12 protein-coding genes are annotated in these 18,648 nt (G+C 69.5%); 8 read left to right on the top strand and 4 right to left on the bottom strand.

All coding sequences use genetic code 11. From position 1 onward, the window contains the following. Positions 1-58: 58 nt before the first annotated feature. The 3 genes from FHT26_RS05575 (at position 59) to FHT26_RS05565 (ending at position 3,534) form a co-directional block, all read left to right on the top strand. A complete protein-coding gene (locus FHT26_RS05575) occupies positions 59-1,396 on the top strand; it encodes a S41 family peptidase (protein WP_168559151.1) in 1,338 nt (445 codons plus the stop codon). A gap of 90 nt (positions 1,397-1,486) precedes the next feature. After that, positions 1,487-2,200: a response regulator gene (locus FHT26_RS05570; protein WP_056810890.1), complete on the top strand. Its 714-nt coding sequence runs from the start codon at positions 1,487-1,489 to the stop codon at positions 2,198-2,200. Then, positions 2,200-3,534, top strand: a complete 1,335-nt coding sequence (locus FHT26_RS05565; protein ID WP_168559150.1) for an ATP-binding protein — start codon at positions 2,200-2,202, stop codon at positions 3,532-3,534. Before FHT26_RS05570 ends, FHT26_RS05565 begins: the two co-directional genes overlap by 1 nt. Before the next feature lies 1 nt (position 3,535). Here FHT26_RS05565 and FHT26_RS05560 read toward each other — a convergent pair whose 3' ends face one another. The 3 genes from FHT26_RS05560 to FHT26_RS05550 all read right to left on the bottom strand — a co-directional run bounded on the left by FHT26_RS05560 (position 3,536) and on the right by FHT26_RS05550 (position 7,290). Then, positions 3,536-4,843, bottom strand: a complete 1,308-nt coding sequence (locus FHT26_RS05560; protein WP_168559149.1) for a DUF4397 domain-containing protein — start codon at positions 4,841-4,843, stop codon at positions 3,536-3,538. A gap of 168 nt (positions 4,844-5,011) precedes the next feature. Next, complete coding sequence (locus tag FHT26_RS05555; RefSeq protein WP_168559148.1) at positions 5,012-5,989, bottom strand: GMP reductase; 978 nt, start codon at positions 5,987-5,989, stop codon at positions 5,012-5,014. Between the two features lie 128 nt (positions 5,990-6,117). Next, entirely contained in the window at positions 6,118-7,290 is a 1,173-nt protein-coding gene (locus FHT26_RS05550) for an acyltransferase family protein (protein WP_168559147.1), read from the bottom strand. Positions 7,291-7,358: 68 nt separating this feature from the next. On the opposite strand from FHT26_RS05550, the gene FHT26_RS05545 reads away from it, so the two are divergent. The 4 genes from FHT26_RS05545 (at position 7,359) to FHT26_RS05530 (ending at position 15,501) form a co-directional block, all read left to right on the top strand. Further along, positions 7,359-9,725 carry a UvrD-helicase domain-containing protein gene (locus tag FHT26_RS05545; RefSeq protein ID WP_168559146.1) on the top strand — a complete coding sequence of 789 codons (2,367 nt, stop codon included), beginning with the start codon at positions 7,359-7,361 and terminating at the stop codon, positions 9,723-9,725. A 234-nt stretch (positions 9,726-9,959) separates the two neighbouring features. Continuing rightward, complete coding sequence (locus FHT26_RS05540) at positions 9,960-12,941, top strand: alpha-L-rhamnosidase-related protein (protein WP_168559145.1); 2,982 nt, start codon at positions 9,960-9,962, stop codon at positions 12,939-12,941. 80 nt (positions 12,942-13,021) lie between these two features. Next, on the top strand, positions 13,022-13,507 hold the full coding sequence (locus FHT26_RS05535; RefSeq protein ID WP_168559144.1) for a hypothetical protein: 486 nt from the start codon (positions 13,022-13,024) through the stop codon (positions 13,505-13,507). Continuing rightward, positions 13,504-15,501 carry an alkaline phosphatase gene (locus tag FHT26_RS05530; protein ID WP_168559143.1) on the top strand — a complete coding sequence of 666 codons (1,998 nt, stop codon included), beginning with the start codon at positions 13,504-13,506 and terminating at the stop codon, positions 15,499-15,501. Before FHT26_RS05535 ends, FHT26_RS05530 begins: the two co-directional genes overlap by 4 nt. A 165-nt stretch (positions 15,502-15,666) precedes the next feature. Here the strand turns inward: FHT26_RS05530 and FHT26_RS05525 are convergent, their stop codons facing one another. Then, entirely contained in the window at positions 15,667-16,356 is a 690-nt protein-coding gene (locus tag FHT26_RS05525; protein WP_168559142.1) for a P-loop NTPase family protein, read from the bottom strand. Positions 16,357-16,578: 222 nt separating this feature from the next. Between FHT26_RS05525 and FHT26_RS05520 the strand changes: the two genes are divergently transcribed. Further along, on the top strand, positions 16,579-18,561 hold the full coding sequence (locus tag FHT26_RS05520; RefSeq protein WP_168559141.1) for a PhoX family protein: 1,983 nt from the start codon (positions 16,579-16,581) through the stop codon (positions 18,559-18,561). Positions 18,562-18,648: the final 87 nt, after the last annotated feature.

Raw genomic sequence — 18,648 nt, 5'->3', positions numbered from 1 at the left:
GGGGGCCCCCGTGCTGCTATGGTGGCGGATCACGCCGATCCTGGAACGGGAGCTCCCCATGCGACGACTGCCCACGAAGCTGATCGCGTCCGCCACGCTGGCGCTGCTGACCGTGCTGGCCGGCTGCGGCGGCAGCGACGACGGCCTGCCGCTGAACGGCGGCGCGCCGAGTTGCGACCTCGGCACCCAGAAGAGCTGGCTGCGCGGCTACATGGCCGACTGGTACTACTGGAGCGGCCGCTCGCCGAACCCCGAGCCCGGCCCGTACGCGAGCGTGCCGGACTACTTCGACGCGCTGCTGTTCACCGGCGCCGCGCCGGTACCGGCCGACCGCTGGAGCTATATCGAGAACAGCGCGTCGTACAACCAGTTCTTCGGCGCCGGGCGCACGCTCGGCTACGGCGTCTCGGTCAACGGGCTGGAGCTGCAGCTGCAGCTGAAGGTGCGGTATGTCGAGCCGCTGTCGCCGGCCGCCGCGGCCGGGCTGGCGCGCGGCGACACGATCAGCTCGGTCAATGGCCGGAGCGCCGCCGAGCTGGTCGCGGCCGACGATTTCTCGATGCTGACGCCCGCGCAGGCCGGCGACGTGCTGACCCTCGTGATCGACGCCGCCGGCGGCCCGAAGACCGTCACGCTGACGGCTTCGAACCATGCGCTGACGCCGGTGCCGACGACGCGGCTGCTGACGCTGTCGAGCGGCGCGAAGGCCGGCTACCTGGTGCTGAAGGATTTCATCACGCAGGCCGAGCAGCCGCTGGACGATGCGTTCGCGCAGTTCCGCGCCGCCGGCGCGACCGAGCTGATCCTCGACCTGCGCTACAACGGCGGCGGCCGCGTCTCGACCGCCGCGCTGCTGGGCACCGAGGTGGTCGGCTCGGCGCGGCTCGACCAGGTGTTCGCGCGCCTGACCTTCAACGCGCGCCAGTCGGCATCGAACGGCCGCTATGTGTTCGGCTCGGTGCCGGGCGCCGCGTTCGGCCGCATCGTCGTGCTGACCGGCGCGCGCACCTGCTCGGCCAGCGAGCTGGTGATCAACGGGCTGAAACCCTATGCCACCGTCGTGACGATCGGCGACGCCACCTGCGGCAAGCCGGTCGGCTTCCAGCCGCGCGAATCGTGCGGCAACACCTACAGCGCGGTCAACTTCGAGAGCACCAATGCGCTCGGCGAAGGCGGCTACTACGACGGGATTGCGCCGACCTGCAGCGTGGCGGACACCTTCAGCGGCGCGCTCGGCGACCCGGCGGAAGCGTTGACCGGCGCGGCCGTTGCGTACCTGCAGAGCGGCAGCTGCCCGGTGGCGGGGGCGGCGGCGCGCGAACGCACGGCGCGCTTCACGCAGCGGGCGGCACAACGGGCCGAACCCGGCGAGCGCAGCGGCATGTGGGCGGATTGAGCCCGCCGGGCATGTCATTGACATGAATCGACATGTGGAGACACGCGACAGAAGCAACGCGGCAGCGCGGTCCCACTAAGCTTGGCGCCCATGAGCAAGCCCTACCACCTCTACGTCGTCGAGGACGACAACCCGCTGCGCACGATGCTGTGCGACTACCTGGAGAAGCAGGGCCTGGTCGTCACCGGCATGGCCACCGCCGAAGACCTGCTGCGCCGCATCCACCGGCTGCGGCCCGACCTGGTGGTGCTCGACGTCAGCCTGCCCGGCATGAGCGGGCTGCAGGCCTGCCAGAAGCTGCGCTCCGAAGGCGACCGCGTGCCGATCATCATCCTGACCGCGCGCAGCGAAGAGATCGACCGGGTGCTGGGGCTGGAAATGGGTGCAGACGATTTCCTCGGCAAGCCGTTCTCGGCGCGCGAGCTGCTGGCGCGGGTGCATGCGGTGCTGCGGCGCGCGATCGTGCCGCCGGGGCTGTCGCAGATGAACCAGGCGCCGGTCAAGTTCGGCGGCAGCGTGTTCGACGTCAGCGCGCGCTGCCTGTTCCGCAACGGCGCTACCCGCGTGCTGAGCACCGTCGAGTTCTCGGTGCTGGCCGAGCTGGTGGCCAACCCGGGCGTCGCGGTGTCGCGCGAGCGGCTGCTGGCGGTCTCGCACTCGCGCAGCGAATCGCTGTTGCTGCGCGCGATCGACGTCACCGTGATGCGGCTGCGCAAGCTCGTCGAATCCGATCCCGGCACCCCGCGCTTCATCCAGACGGTGCGCGGCCACGGCTACATGTTCGTGCCTGAAACCTCGCGCTGATGCACTGGCTGCCCCGCTCGCTGGCCGGCCGCGTCACCTGGCTGGTGGGGCTGATCAGCGTCGCGTCGCTGATCGCGCAACTGCTGCTGCTGCGCGCGCTGTTGTTCGAACCGTTCAGCGAAGGCATGCTGGTCGCGGTGGTCGGCGAGGCGCACCAGGCGCAGCAGAACCTGCTGACGACGCCGCCCGACGAGCGCGACCGGGTGGCCGTCGAGCTGTCGTACGGTCCGTTCTGGGTCGGCCGCAGCGGCGCACCGGACGGCGGCGCCGACATCGTCGGGCCGCTGCGCCGGCCGTCGATCGAGCTGCCCAGCGGATTGCAGGACATCGTCACCCGATCGCTCGGCCATGACGCGGTGCTCGACATCAGCGACCGCAACGGGCTGGTGCTGCGCATCGAGGCGGACATCGACGGCGAGCGCTGGAACTTCGTGCACCGCCATGCGTCGCCGCGCAACGCGCCGACGATCACCTTGCTGGCGCTGCTGGCGCTGTTGTTCGGCACCGCGGCGCTGAGCCTGTGGATCGGCTTTCGCGTGATCGCGCTGCCGCTGAAGCGCCTGGCGCACGAGATCGCGACGCGGCGCGGCGCGTTGCGTGCGATCGAGCTGCCGGCCGGCGCGAGCGACGAGTTGCAGCAGATCGCGCGCGCGTTCAACTCGCTGGCGCGCAGCCTCGACGAAGCCGACCGCACGCGCGGCCAGCTGCTGGCCGGCGTGTCGCACGACCTGCGCACGCCGCTGTCGCGGCTGCGGCTGCGCATCGAGACGCAGTGCGACGAATCGGTGGGCGACGCGCTGCTGCACGACCTGGGCTCGGTGCAGCGCATCGTCGACCAGTTCCTCGCCTACGTGCAGGGCGGTGCCGACATCCAGCTCGGCCGCCTGCAGCCGCTGTGGGACACCGGCCGCGCGGTGGTCGCGATGTATGCCGACCCCGGTGTCACCTTGCGCGGCGACGGCGTCGACGAACTGCTGCCCGACATCGCGGTGCAGCGGCTGCTGAGCAACCTGATCGACAACGCGCTGGCCTACGGGGTGCGGCCGGTGACGGTCGACCTGTGCCGCTGCGAAGGCGGCGTGTCGATCGCGGTGTTCGACCACGGCCCGGGCCTGAACGCCGCCGAATTCGCCCAGGCGCTGCAGCCCTTCGTGCGGCTGGACCGCCAGCGCAGCTCGCTGGGCCATTGCGGCCTGGGCCTCGCGATCGTGTCGCAGATCGCGCGCCAGCTCGGTGGGACGCTGAACTTGGCGCGCGCCGCCGACGGTGCCTTCGGCATTGCGCTGACGATCAGGACGACATCCGCGATGGCGGATCCCGCCCTGGCCCCGTAGATCACCGATCCAGGCGCAGCACCGCCGACGGCGTCGCGGCATCTCCCAGCATGAACAGCGTGTACACCCCCGGCGTCAGCAGCGCGACGTTCGCGGCGTACAGCGCGCTCGACGAGGTGGCCGAATCAACCTCCAGAGGCGTCGGGCTGGCCGTCGTGCTGCCGATCACTTGCGTCGACTCGGCGGCGGCGCCGAACGCGATGTTCGAGCTCTTCGTCAGCACGCCGTTGTTGGCCTGCAGCGTCAGCGTCGAGTTCAGCCCGTTGACGCCGTTGACCAGCCGCAGCTTCACATACCCGCTGGTCAGCGCCGGGCTGTTGTCGTCGCTGATCAGCGAGACCTGCGGTGCCGCGGCGGTGCCCAGCACCAGCAGCGTCAGGTCGGCGCCCGGTGCGGCGCTCAGGCCGCTCGGGCTCACATCGGTGCCGTTGATCGACACGCTGGCGGTCAGCGCGCCGGCCGGCACCTGCAGGTAGGTGCCGATCGCCGGCGGCTTGCCGGTCGACACCGTGCCGCTGGACAGGTTGACGCCGTTGACGGTCGCCGCCACCGTGCCCGAGGCCGAGGCGCCTGCGACCAGCCGCACGCGTGCATAGCCGTTGACCTGGGCCTGCAGCGAGCCTTGCTGGTTGAGCAGCAGCCCGTTGACCAGCACGCCGCCCGGCGTCGAGGTCAGCACCAGCGTCAGGATCTGCTGGTCGGTCAGCACGACCGACGGGATGTCGAGCCGCAGGTCGGTCTTGTCGCCGGCGGCGGTCACGCGGATCCTGTAGGTGCCGGCGGTGATCTCGCCATAGGTCGAGAAGCGTTCGCCGCCGATCGTCAGCGCGTTCGCGGTCGCGTTGGCCAACGTGTCGGTCGGCGCGGTGACGTAGATGTCGACATTGCCGGCTTCGTACGATGTGTTGAAGACGCGGAACTTCGCGGTGCCCGAGGTCGGTGCCGCTTCGTTGTCGCTCAGGTAGCGGGTGCGCAGGCTGCCGGCGGTGGTGTAGGCGACCAGCGTGTTGTGCACGCCGTCGCTCACCGACTGCGCCACTGCGGCCACCGCGGTGCTGGAGCCGGCCGGCTTCAGGTAGAAGGTGTATGAGCCCGCGCCGATGGTCGCGTAGTCGCCGACGGCGTTGCTCGCGACCGCCGCGCTGGCCTTCACGTCGTTGTCGTACAGGTCCAGCGACGCGTAGCTGGCGGTGGCATTGACGAGGCGGACATAGCCCGGGCCGTCGTCGCTGCTGCCGCCGCAGCCGGTCAACAGGAGGGGCGCGGCCACCACGGCCGCGAGCAGGGGCGCGAACAATCTCAGCTTCACAGGATTTCCTTTGGATCGAGGGGACGGCGGCACCCGCCCGCTGCTGCGGGCACGGCGCTGCCGCACCGATCGATTGAAGCGAAACCGTGTTGCGCGCAGGTTGCGTCTTCATGGAGCCGGGTGTCGCCGCGTGTCCGGGTTGACACACGGGGCGCGCCGGCCTGCGAGCTACATCAAAAGGTGCTCTCCCGCGTTGTCCCCGCCGAGGATCACGTAGTTCACCTTGCGGATGTCGTTCAGCCGCGTGCCGCCGGCGTAGCTGATCGAGCTCTGCACGTCTTCGCGCATCTCGCGCAGCGTGTCGGCCAGCCGGCCCTTCACCGGCTCGAGGATGCGCTTGCCTTCGACGTGCTTGTACTCGCCCTTGTTGAAGTCGCTGGCCGAGCCGTAGTACTCCTTGAAGACCTTGCCGTCGACCTCGACCGTCTTGCCGGGCGACTCTTCATGGCCGGCGAACAGCGAGCCGATCATCACCATCGCGGCGCCGAAGCGCACGCTCTTCGCGATGTCGCCATGGTCGCGGATGCCGCCGTCGGCAATGATCGGCTTGGTCGCGACGCGGGCACACCACTTCAGCGCGCTCAGCTGCCAGCCGCCGGTGCCGAAGCCGGTCTTCAGCCGCGTGATGCAGACCTTGCCCGGGCCGATGCCGACCTTGGTCGCGTCGGCACCCCAGTTCTCCAGGTCGATCACCGCCTCGGGCGTGCCGACGTTGCCGGCGATGATGAAGGTGGCCGGCAGGCGCTGGCGGATGTGCTCGATCATCTTGCGAACGCTCTCGGCATGGCCGTGCGCGATGTCGATCGTGATGTAGTCGGCGCCGACGCCCTCGGCCGCGAGCCGGTCGATCACCGCGTAGTCGTCGGGCTTGACGCCCGAGCTGACCGAGACGAACAGGCCGCGGTCGCGCATGCGCTTCGCATAGGCCACGGTGTCGAGGTCGAAGCGGTGCATCACGTAGAAGTAGCCGTTGGCGGCCAGCCACTGCGTGATCGGCTCGTCGACCACCGTCTTCATGTTGGCCGGCACCACCGGCAGCTTGAAGCTGCGGCCGCCGAGTTCGGTCGATGCGTCGCATTCGGCGCGGCTCTCGACGCGGCACTTGCGCGGCAGCAACAGGACGTTGTCGTAGTCGAAGATTTCCATGGTCAGGCTCCAAAGGGTGAGGAAGAGCGCTTGACTTGGAACCCGGTCGGCCGGCGGAAGGCCTCGAAGCGATGCGAGGGCGCCGAAACGAAAAACCGGGCGCCAAAATTTGGGCCCGGTGACGAATTCTACGCGGCGGGGCTTGCCCCCTCGGCCGGTCCTGTTTCTGTCGATGTTCCTGTCGACGTTCCTGTCGACGTTCCTGTCGCCGAGGCCGCCGCGGGCGGGCGGGATTTGCCGATGAACTGCGGCACGAACCGGTTCAGCAGCGCCACCAGCGGCACGCACGCCACCAGCGACGCCGCGCTGATGGCCGCGGCATAGGCTGTGACCGCCAGCGGCGTGTCGGCGAGCGCAATGCTCTCGGCCAGCTTCGGGTTGAAGAAGTGGAAGAACACGCCGTTCAGGCCCATCAGCGGCAGGCTGTTGCGGCCGATCCAGGCCGCCGCCCGCGTGGCCGGCAGCAGCATCGCGAGGCCGATCACCGCCAGCGTGCCGGCCAGTGCGCTGAACGCGAAGCCGAGCGCATCGCCGTGCTGTGCCGCCGCCATCATCACCGCCTGCGCATCGTGCGGATGGTTCAACCGGTAGGTCGCCAGCAGCGCGCTGCTGCAGGCGAGCGTCACCACCAGCGCAATGCCGCGGTGCGTCGCGAGCTGCTGCAGGAAGGGCCGCAGCACCTGGCCGATCGTGTAGAAGCCGAGCGCGACGATCGCCTCGCGCAGGAACCAGATCCGGCTGACCTGCGCGACCCAGCCGCCGAGCGCATCGCCGTGGTTGCACAGGAACACGCCGCCGACGATGCAGGCGGCCGCGAACGCCAGCCGCGCCGCGACGTGCTGCAACCGCGGCAGCAGCACCAGCGCCATCGCCTCGCAGACGAACATGCAGACGAGGAACCAGGTCACCCAGTTCAGCTCCGGCATGCCGCGCAGGTAGGCCGCGCCGAGCGGCTGGGCGTAGTACCACCACGCGAAGTGGTGCTTGACCGCACTGAGCGACCACAGCGGCAGCAGCAGCAGCCCGAAGAACAGCACCGGCACCAGGCGCAGCCGCGCAAGCGTGCGCAGCCGTGGCAGCAGCGCCGCCACCGGGTGGAAGAACAGCCCGGCCAGCACGAAGAACAGCGGCATGTGGAACGCATAGATCAGCCGCAGCTGGTCGATGGCCGACGCGTTGTCGCCGCCGGCTCGGCTTTGCACCACATGCCCGTAGAACATCAGCACGATGCCCACGGCCTTGGCGGTGTCGACCCAGGGCAGGCGACGCGAGGCCCCCTGCAGGGCGAAGCCAGAATCCATCTCGGCCCTCCGACCAAAGCGCCATCGTAGGAAACGGCCATGCCGGCGTCCATCCCTACAATCGACGGATGCATGACGACGGCTCCAGCGAGCACTTCTCTTCGCCACAGCGCGACCCCGGCGCCGACGGCCGCCTCCTCGACAACCTGAACCCCGAGCAGCTCGCCGCGGTGACGCTGCCGGCCCGGCCGGCGCTGATCCTGGCCGGTGCCGGTTCCGGCAAGACGCGCGTGCTGACCACCCGCATCGCATGGCTGCTGCAGACCGGCCAGCTGACGCCCGGCGGCGTGATGGCGGTCACCTTCACGAACAAGGCCGCCAAGGAAATGCTGACGCGCCTCGGCGCGATGCTGCCGGTGCCGGTGCGCGGCATGTGGATCGGCACCTTCCACGGGCTGTGCAACCGCTTCCTGCGTGCGCACTGGAAGCTCGCCGGGCTGCCGCAGGGCTTCCAGATCCTCGACTCGGCCGACCAGCTGTCGGCGGTCAAGCGGGTGATCAAGGCGATGAACCTCGACGAAGAGCGCTTCGTTCCGAAGCAGGTCACCTGGTTCATCGCCGGCGCCAAGGAAGAAGGCCGCCGCCCGAAGGATGTGGAGCAGCGCGACGAGCAGGAGCGCACGCTGGCGCGGGTGTACGAGGCCTACGAGGCGCAGTGCCAGCGCGAGGGCGTGGTCGATTTCGCCGAGTTGATGCTGCGCACCTACGAGCTGATGCGCGACAACCCCGCGCTGCGCGAGCACTACCAGCGGCGCTTCCGGCACATCCTGGTCGACGAATTCCAGGACACCAACAAGCTGCAGTACGCCTGGCTGAAGATGTTCGCCGGCCCGCACACCGCGGTGCTGGCGGTCGGCGACGACGACCAGAGCATCTATGCGTTCCGCGGCGCGCAGGTCGGCAACATGGCCGATTTCGAGCGCGAATTCCATGTCGAGCAGGTGATCAAGCTGGAGCGCAACTACCGCTCGTTCGGCAACATCCTCGATGCGGCCAACGAGCTGATCTCGCGCAACTCGCGGCGGCTCGGCAAGAACCTGCGCACCGAGGCAGGCCCGGGCGAGCCGGTGCGCGTCTACGAAGCCACCAGCGATTTCGCCGAGGCGCAGTGGTTCGTCGACGAGGCGCGGCAACTGCACCGCGACGGCATCGCGCGCCGCGACATCGCGATCCTGTACCGCAGCAATGCGCAGAGCCGGGTCATCGAGAGCGCGCTCTTCAATGCCGCGATCCCGTACAAGGTGTATGGCGGCCTGCGCTTCTTCGAGCGCGCCGAAGTGAAGCATGCGCTGAGCTACCTGCGGCTGATCGAGAACGCGAACGACGACACCAGCTTCCTGCGCGTCGTCAATTTCCCGACGCGCGGCATCGGCGCGCGCTCGATCGAGCAGCTGCAGGATGCGGCGCGCCAGAGCGGGCGCAGCCTGTACCAGAGCGTCGGCGCGTTGAGCGGCAAGGCGGGCGGCAACCTGCAGGCCTTCACCGCGCTGGTCGATGCGATGCGCGAGGCCACGCGCGGGCAGACGCTGCGCGAGATCATCGAGCACATGCTGCAGGCGTCGGGCCTGGTCGATTTCTACAAGACCGACAAGGAAGGCAAGGACCGGCTCGAGAACCTGGACGAACTCGTCAACGCGGCCGAGGCCTTCGTCACGCAGGAGGGCTTCGGCAAGAACGCGGTGGCGCTGCCGGTGGACGAGCATGGCGGCGCCGAAACGATCGCCGCGCTCGAGCAGACGCCCGATGCCGAGACCGGCGAGATCATGTCGCCGCTGGCCGCCTTCCTGACCCATGCCTCGCTGGAGGCCGGCGACAACCAGGCGCAGGCCGGCCAGGACGCGCTGCAGCTGATGACGGTGCACTCGGCCAAGGGGCTGGAGTTCGACGCGGTCTTCATCACCGGGCTGGAGGAGGGGCTGTTCCCGCACGAGAACAGCGTCTCCGACCTCGACGGTCTGGAAGAAGAGCGGCGGCTGATGTACGTCGCGATCACGCGGGCGCGCAAGCGGCTGTACCTGAGCTTCAGCCAGACGCGCATGCTGCACGGGCAGACGCGCTACAACGTCAAGAGCCGCTTCTTCGACGAGCTGCCCGAGGCGGCGCTGAAGTGGATCACGCCGCGCAACCAGGGCTTCGGCTCGGGCTATGCGCGCGAGTACCAGGCGGCCTGGGCCCGGGGCTCGGGGCTGAACTCGATCGTCGGCGCCGGCCGTGTCGAGCCGCGGCCGTCGTCGGTGGTGCAGCCCGGCGGCCCCAAGACCACCTCGAGCCACGGCCTGCGCACCGGCCAGAGCGTGTTCCACACCAAGTTCGGCGAGGGCGTGATCGTCACGCTCGAAGGCGCCGGCGACGATGCGCGGGCGCAGATCAACTTCGGCCGGCACGGCATGAAGTGGCTGGCCTTGTCGGTCGCGAAGCTGACGCCGGTGAACTGAAGACGCCGGCTCATGGAGAACCCGCAGGCGGCTGCCGGCCCCTCGGGTCGGCGGTCGTCGCATCACTCGGGTTCTACCCGCGATTCCGTCGCCGCGCCTGTCCTGGTAGCGCTTTCAGAAGCCCGCGGCCCGGGACGTCGGCATAAGCCTCTCTTATCCCGCCGATCAGCTTTCGTCGTTTGATCGGCACATCGACACTCCGTAGAGTCCCGCTCCACCACAGGAGGCAAGACCATGCAGGGACGCAACGGAGCGAGATTCTTCATTGTCGCGTGGGCGACGGCCTGGGGCGCGCTGCTCGGCGCCTGCGGTGGGGGCGGCGACCCGGGCGGCACGACGCCGGCGCCCCGCGATGCGACCGCATCGGCCGGCGCGTCGGAGAAAGCCGCCGCCGACGCGACGCCATGGAGCCACTACATGCTGTCCCCGTCGTCGCGCACCGTGACGCCGGTCGCGGTCTTCAAGACCGTCGGCACGGTGCAGAACCCGAACAACCTGCTGACCGGCAACACCGCGATGATGGCGGGCCGCGGCAGCTACGTGGTGCTGGATTTCGGCAAGGAGGTCGGCGGCTTCGTCTCACTGGACTTCCCCGCCGCCGGCAGCAGTGCCGAATCGGTCGGCCTGGCCTTCACCGAGTCGAGCGAGTACGTCGGCCCGGTCAGCGACGGCTCCAACGCCGGCCTGAACCACGGCGCCGGCAGCTCCACCGATGGCGCGATCTACGCGAGCGTCGACAGCACCGACGGCACGACCTACACGATGCCGCCCGCCAGCCTGCGCGGCGGCTTCCGCTACCTGACGCTGTTCATGAACTCCGATGGCTGGGTGCACCTCGCCAACATCCGGCTGCGTTTCACGCCGGCGCCGACGATGGCCGACCCGAGCGCCTACCCGAACTACTTCTACAGCAACGACGACCTGCTGAACAAGCTCTGGTATGCCGGCGCGTACACGGTGCAGACCAACACCATCGCGCCCGACCAGGGCCGCAAGCTGCTCGCCACCGGCTGGGACAACACCGCGGTGGTCAGCGGCGGCACGACGGTGCTGACCGATGCCGCCAAGCGCGACCGCACGGTGTGGTCGGGCGACCTCGGCATCTCGGCCGCGGTCGGCTATGTGTCGACGGCCGACACGCTGTCGGTGAAGAACGCGCTGCAGCGCCTGTACGACAGCCAGAAGGCGAGCGGCGAGCTGCCGTACTCCGGGCCGCCGTTCGACTTGTACGGCTCCGATACCTACCACCTGTGGACGCTGATCGGCACCGAGACCTATCACCTCTACAGCGGCGACATCGACTGGGTGCGCTCGATCTGGCCGAAATACCGGCAGGGCATGGCCTTCATCCAGGCGAAGGTGAACGGCGCCCATGGCCTGCTGAACGTGACCGGCACCAACGACTGGGCGCGCGGCGGCCAGGGCGGCGAGAACATCGCGGCGAATGCGATGCTGTACCGCGCACTCGCCACCGGCACCACGCTGGCCGGCGCGCTGGGCGACGGCGCGACGGCCACGGCTTACGCGACGGCGGCCGCGACGCTGAAGGCGCGCATCAACGCGACGCTGTGGGACGCCGCCGCCGGCGCCTACCGCGACAACCCGGACAGCACGCTGCTGCCGCAGGACGGCAACTCGCTCGCGGTCTGGTACGGCGTGACCGACAGCGCCGACAAGCCGGCCGCCATCGCCCGCTACCTGAATTCCAACCTTGGCACGCTGGGGGCGCCGACGCCGGAGTGGGGCGGCAACATCTCCGGCTTTGCGGGCTCGATGCAGCTGATGGCGATGTCGGTGGCCTCGCGCGATGCCGATGCGCTGGACCTGATGCGCCGCCAGTGGGGCTTCATGCTGAACCACCCGACGCGCGGCACCGGGACCTTCTGGGAAGGCTATGGCGCGGACGGCGGCAGCGGCGGCTATGCGCCGTGGTTCGTCAGCCACGCGCACGGCTGGTCGACCGGGCCGACCTCGGCGCTGACCTTCTACACGCTGGGCATCGGCCCGATCACCGCGAAGGGGCAGCAGTACGGCGTGATCCCGCACCCCGGCGACCTGACCCACGTCGAGGGCCAGCTGACGTTCGACGGCAGCAAGCGCGTGAAGAACCGCTGGGACCGCGGCAGCGACGGCAGCTTCACGATGACGGTGGACAGCAGCGCGCACACCGGTTCCGTCGGCGTGATCGGCATCCCGCGTTTCGGCATCGACCGGCGCGTCAGCATCGACGGCGTGGAGGTGTGGAACGGCAGTGCCTTCTCCGGCGCGGCCGGCATCGCGAGCGCCGACCAGGACGGCCGCTACATCTACTTCCGCGGCGTCCAGCCGGGTGTGCGCGTGTTCCGCGCCGCCGGAACGGGCGCGGCCTGGGCGACCTGCGCGGCGGAGGCCGGGCAGTGCGTCTTCGAGGGCGTGCGCGGCGTGCGCTATGGCAGCGGCAGCAACTTCGTCTACGGCAGCTTCAACGGCGGTGCCGCGTGCAACAACGCGACCTTCGGCGACCCGCTGCCGAATGTCGTGAAGCACTGCGAGCTGAGCGACACCGAGCGGCCGCCGGCGATCGGCATCTGGACGCCTTGTGCCGCCGAGAACCAGAGCTGCGCGTTCGACCGCAGCCGGACCGTGGCCTACGGCGCGCAGTCGTCGTACCGCCTGCTGACGCGCAGCGGCCCGGTGGCCTGCGACAACGCGACCTTCGGCGATCCGGTCTTCGGCGTGGCCAAGCGCTGCTGGACGGGCCTGCTGCCGCAGAACCCGGGCTTCGAGTCGCCGGCGGTGGCCACCGGCAACGGCGTGCAGTACGGTGCGGCGAACGCGGGTTGGACCTTCACGCCGGAGAGCGGCACCAGCGGCTCAGGCCTGCAGAAGAACGGCAGCGCGTTCGGCGCGGTGGCTGCGCCGGAGGGCCTGCAGACGGCGTTCGTGCAAAGCGGCGGCGCGATCAGCCAGGGCCTGTCCGACCTCGCGGCAGGCCGGTACGCGGTGCGCTTCAAGGCGGCACGGCGGGGATGGAGTTTCGGCGGCCTGCAGGCCGTCGGCGTCTACCTCGACGGGACCTTGCTGGGCAGCTTCACGCCCGGCTCGACGCAGTTCGAGTCGTTCACGACCCCGCCGATCGCGCTCGCTGCCGGTGCGCACACGCTGCGCTTCGCGGGGCTGAACACCACCGGCGACAACACCGCCTTCGTCGACGAGGTCGTGCTGCTGGCCGATTGAGCCCGAGCCGACGGCGTCATGCCGCTGTCACGGCGCCCCGCGATCATCCGGCCAGCTCGGGGAATCGTGGAGGGAGACCCATGCGTCGTTGTTGGAAAGCGTGGCTGCTGTGTGCGGCCACGCTGCTGGGTGCTGCCGCGGCCCAGGCCGCGCCGGTGGGCGCCGACCTGAAGTTCCGCGAGTTCTTCGAGCTGCCGATCGGCCCGCGCGGCCTGGCGCCGAGCGCCCGCCTGTTGTCGCTCGACGGCCAGCCGGTGCGCATCACCGGCTACCTCGCGCACCAGGACGCCGCGTCGGCCGCGCCCGGCATCGCGCTGCTGGCGCCGCTGCCGGTGTCGCTCGGCGACGAAGACGACAGCTTCGCCGACGACCTGCCCGCGTCGACGCTCTACCTCCACCTCGCCGGCCCGCTGGCCGCGCGGACCATCCCGTACCGGCCCGGCCTCGTCTCGCTCGGCGGCACGCTGCAGGTCGGCGCGCAGCGCGAGGCCGATGGCCGCAACTCGTTCGTGCGCCTCGTGCTCGATCCCGAATCCGCATCCGTTCTCCTGGAGTCCCCGAAATGATCCGCCTTGCTGTTGCCGCTCTCCTGCTCGCTGCCGCGTCGGCCCAGGCCGCCCCGGGCGTCACGCGCCTCGTGCCGCCGAGCGAACTGTTCACGTCGAACGACCCGAACCCGCCGGTGATCGCGCGCTTCCTGCCCGGCCAGCGCTTCGACCTGCAGGCCACCGTGCGGCTCGATGCCGGCACCACGCTCGCCGCGTTCGAGTTCGCGGTCGACGGCGTGGCGCTGAAGCCGGCCAAGGCCGTCACCAGCGTCGTGACCAGCGGGCTGAGCCTGCCGGCCGGCACCAACGCCGCGGTGGTCTCGCAACGCGCCTACTCCAACGCGAAGCCCGGCATCCACCGGCTGACGGTCAACGCGACGCAGAGCGACGGCCAGCGGGTCAGCGCCACCGGCAACTTCGAGGTGGTCGCGCTCGCCGGGGCCGGCCGCAAGGCGAAGAACATCATCATCCTGCTCGGCGACGGCATGGGCGCGGCGCATCGCACCGCGGCGCGCATCATGGCCAAGGGCTATGCGCAAGGCAAGGCGCATGCGGCGCTCGCGATGGACACCTTCCCGAACACCGGCATGGTGATGACCTCGTCGCTCGACGCGATCGTCACCGACTCGTCGCCCGGCATGTCGAACTACGTGACCGGCAACAAGGCCGCGAACAACCAGGAAGGCGTGTTCCCGGACGACACGCTGGATGCGTTCGACAACCCGCGCGTCGAGTACTTGTCGGAGTACCTGCACCGCACGCAGGGCAAGGCGCTCGGCGTCGTGACCACCGCCGACGTGTTCGACGCGACGCCGGCCGCCAACGCGGTGCACACCGCGAACCGCGGCAACGGCACCGGCATCGTCGACCAGTTCCTCGACGACCGCGGGCTCACCGGGCTGTCGGTGCTGATGGGCGGCGGGCGCAAGTGGTTCCTGCCGAACGGCGATGCGCTGAAGGCCGACGGTTCGCGCAACGGCCAGGCCCTCAACGGCTCGCAGCGCGACGCGAAGACCGACTACGTGCTGCCGTCGGACCTGGTGGCCGGCTGGGGCGCGGCGGTGGGGGCGAAGGACCCGTCGCGCGACCTGATCGCCGACTTCCAGGGGGCCGGCTTCGCTTATGCACCGGACCGCCTCGGGCTGGCCGCGGCGGCCGGCGCCGACAAGCTGCTCGGGCTGTTCGCATACTCGAACATGAACGTCGCGTTCGACAAGATCAACAAGCGCCGCGGCGTCTCGACCATCGTCGACGACTACGGCTTCCCCGACCAGCCGATGCTCGACGAGATGGCTGCCGCCGCGCTGCAGGTGCTGTCGCGCCAGAAGAACGGCTTCGTCGCGCTGATCGAGGGCGCGTCGATCGACAAGCAGGCGCACTTGATGGACACCGACCGCTGGCTGCTGGAGGTGATCGAGTTCGACCGCGCGGTGCAGGTGGCGAAGGACTTCGCCGCGAGGCACCCGGACACGCTGGTCATCGTGACGGCCGACCATGAATGCTCCGGCGCGGCGATCATCGGCGCGTCGACCAAGCCGGTGGCCGCGATCCGCGCCGCCGCCGCGCCGGCCGAAGGCGCCAGCGCGCCGAGCGCCGCGACCTTGCGCGACCCGGTCGTCGGCATCTACCAGGCCGCGAAGTTCCCGAAATACACGATCGCCGCCGACGGCTATCCGCAGAGCACCGACGTCGACTACAAGATGCTGATCGGCTACGGCGCGAACGCCGACCGCTACGAGAGCTGGCTCGCGAACGCGACGCCGACGCAGGACACGCAGCAGCCGTTCGTCGGCCAGGCGCCGCAGAGCGGCTACCCGGCGAACCCGGGCGTGCGCAACGCGGCCAACGGCTTCCTGGTGACCGGCCAGGTGCCGGGCGACCAGGCGGTGCACACCGCGACCGACGTGCCGCTGTCGGCCCTCGGCCGCGGCGCGTCGCTGTTCGGCGGCGTGATGGACAACACCGACATCTTCTTCAAGATCGCGCAGGCGGCGACCCGCGGGGTGAAGTAGTCGACTCCGTTCGCCCTGAGCTTGTCGAAGGGCTGCTCGCACGGCACCAGGGCTTCGACAGGCTCAGCCCGAACGGCAAGACTCCGTTCGCCCTGAGCTTGTCGAAGGGTTGCGCGCACGGCACCGGGGCTTCGACAGGCTCAGCCCGAACGGAGGGGGCAGTCCTCAGACCTCGACGTCGTCGACTTCCCGATAGACGTCCCGCATCCACATCTTCAGCCGCTGCCGGTCCATCAGCCCCAGCGTGCCGTCGGCCTCGCCCTCGCGCGCACTCCAGAAGCTGACGCTCGCCGCGTCGATCTTCTGGATCACGTTGTCGTGCAGCTTGCGCAGCGTCACCACCTTGGCGCCGAACGACAGCGCGCGCGCCTGCTCGCCGGACTGCTCCAGCACCGAGAAGTCGCTGCCGCGGATGTGGTTGCGCACCAGCACGTACTTGAAGCTCGGGCCGAAGCGGTCGAGCAGCTTCTTCAGCAGGTCCACCGAATCCTTGCCGGCGTCCATCACGTGCCAGTAGAAGACCTGCGAGTTCGTCTCGTCCAGCAGGTTCAGCACGCCCGATTCGTCCATCCAGCGCACCAGCGGGTCGTGCGTCTGCGCGGCCAGGTCGACCAGCACGCGGCGGTCGGGCTGGTCCACCGCGGCCTCGACGATCGCGTCCAGCGCCTCGTAGCGGTCGACCAGCACCGGCGATGCGTAGCCGGCATAGAAGCGCATCAGCGCGCCGTGCGACCGGTCGGTGTCGAAGCCGAGGAACGGCATCTGGCGGTCGATCAGGTACTGGGCCAGCACCCGTGCCATCAGCGACTTGCCCACGCCGCCCTTTTCGCCGCCGATGAAGTGGATCTTGCTCATGCCAAGGCTTCTCCGTGTTTGGTGGTCGGGCGACAGTATGAACGCAAGCGCGCAAGCGGCCTTCCGGCGCGCCGCGGCAAGGTGTTTCGAGGCGTCATGCGACTGTCATGCGGATGTCATGCCGCTTTCACCGAGCCTGCTTAACCTGCCGCACGCCAAGACACACCTCGACACGCTCCGCCATGCGCGGCGACGTGCAACCCTCACTCTCAAGGAAGCCTGATGAGCCACCCAACCGTCGACGCGCGTCGCCGTCTCCTGAAGCTGTTGTCCGGAGCGCCGTTGCTGCCCGTGACGAGTTCCGCCGCATTCGCCGGCCTGCTGGCCGCCTGCGGTGGCAGCGACGACGGCCCGGCGCCTGCCGCGCCGGCCGCCACCGTGACCTCGGTCGAGTTCACCGCGATGGCCGCGCCCGCAGTTGCCAGCGTGGACGCACCCACCGCCGCCGAACTGGCGGCGATGGGAACGACGACCGTCGGCTCCAAACTGGTCGCCAGCTACAGCGACGGCACGAAGCAGACCTTCTCGCTGAAGTACGAGCCCTTCTTCATCACCGGCGACATGGTGCCGGACGGCAAGGGCGGCACCATCCTCGCCGGCGGCTACGTTGACATGGCCGGCCAGCCGATCCGCGACACCTCGGTGGTGGGCAAGGAGCGCCAGTTCTTCTCCGATTCGCCGGACGGCAGCTCGCTGCTGACGGTGCCGAACCCGACCGTGGCCGGCATCAAGGGCAAGGCGGTCTTCGCCGTCGTGCAGTTCGAATACACCACCGCCGGCCAGGACGGCGTCAGCACCTACGGCACGCTGCCGTCGCCGATCGCGGTGCTGACGCTCGACCAGGACCAGGCCACCGGCAAGCTGAGCCTGGTGAAGTACCACAACGTCGACACCTCGTCGGTGCACGGCCTGTGGATCACCTGCGGCGCCAGCCTGTCGCCGTGGGGCACCCACCTGTCGAGCGAGGAGTACGAGCCCGACGCGCCGTTCGCCAGCACGACCGCGCAGTTCCTCGCGTTCAGCAAGAACGCCTTCGGCGACCCGGCCAAGGCCAACCCGTACCACTACGGCCACCTGCCGGAAGTGACCGTCAACCCCGACGGCACCGGCACCATCAAGAAGCACTACTGCCTGGGCCGCATCTCGCACGAGCTGATCCAGGTGATGCCGGACCAGCGCACCGCGATCATGGGTGACGACTACACCAACGGCGGCTTCTTCATGTTCGTCGCCGACAAGGCGAAGGACCTGTCGGCCGGCACGCTGTACGTCGCGAAGGTCGGCGCCGGCTTCTCGATCGACCCGGCCGCCGCCGGCGCGCCGCTGACCTGGATCAAGCTCGGCCACGCGACCAGCGCCGAGATCGAGGCCCTGGCCAACACGCTGAAGCCGTCGGACATCATGGCCGTCAGCAAGACCGACCCGGCCGACGCGAGCTACACGAAGGTGTTCTGCGACGGCAAGGCCAACTGGGTCAAGCTGGTGCCGGGCATGGAAAAGGCCGCGGCCTTCCTCGAGACCCACCGCTACGCCAACCTGGTCGGCGCGAGCATGGTCTTCACGAAGATGGAAGGCACGACGGTCAACGCGAAGGACAAGATCGGCTATTCGGCGTTGCAGAACATCCAGGCCTCGATGGTGAAGGGCGATGCGGCGTGGCGCGAGGAGATGGGCGTGAGCCTCGACAAGAAGCTGGTGGCCGGCGGCATCATGGCGCACACGCTGGCCGGCGGCCAGAAGGACACCGCGGGCGCGGCGATCGACAGCGAGTGGGTGCCGGTGCAGACCAAGGCGCTGCTGGTGGGCGAGGACCTCGCCAAGGCTGACAGCCTGGGCAACACGAGCAACCCCGACAAGATCGGCAACCCGGACAACATCAAGTTCTCCGAGAAGATGCGCACGCTGTTCATCGGCGAAGACAGCTCGACGCACGTCAACAACTTCCTGTGGGCCTACAACGTCGACACGAAGAAGCTGTCGCGCGTGCTGTCGGTGCCGGCGGGTGGCGAGTCGACCGGCCTGCACGCGGTCGACGACATCAACGGCTGGACCTACATCATGAGCAACTTCCAGCACCCCGGCGAGTTCATCAGCGGCATGCCGGCCACGCTGAAGACGGGCGTGGATCCGGTGGTGAAGGCGAACTACAAGGACAAGTTCGGCGCTGCGGTCGGCTACCTGACGGGGCTGCCGGAACTCGGCTGATTCGACTGATCAGGGAGGAACCGGCCGCGCAGGCGGCCGGTGCTGGCCAGAAGAGGGAAGGGGCCGCGGGCGTGATGCCTGCGGCCC

Source organism: Rhizobacter sp. SG703 (assembly GCF_012275445.1).
In the GTDB taxonomy this organism is placed as follows: domain Bacteria; phylum Pseudomonadota; class Gammaproteobacteria; order Burkholderiales; family Burkholderiaceae_C; genus Rhizobacter.
Note: the sequence above shows the minus strand (reverse complement) of the source record. Positions and strands in the feature narration are given on the sequence as shown.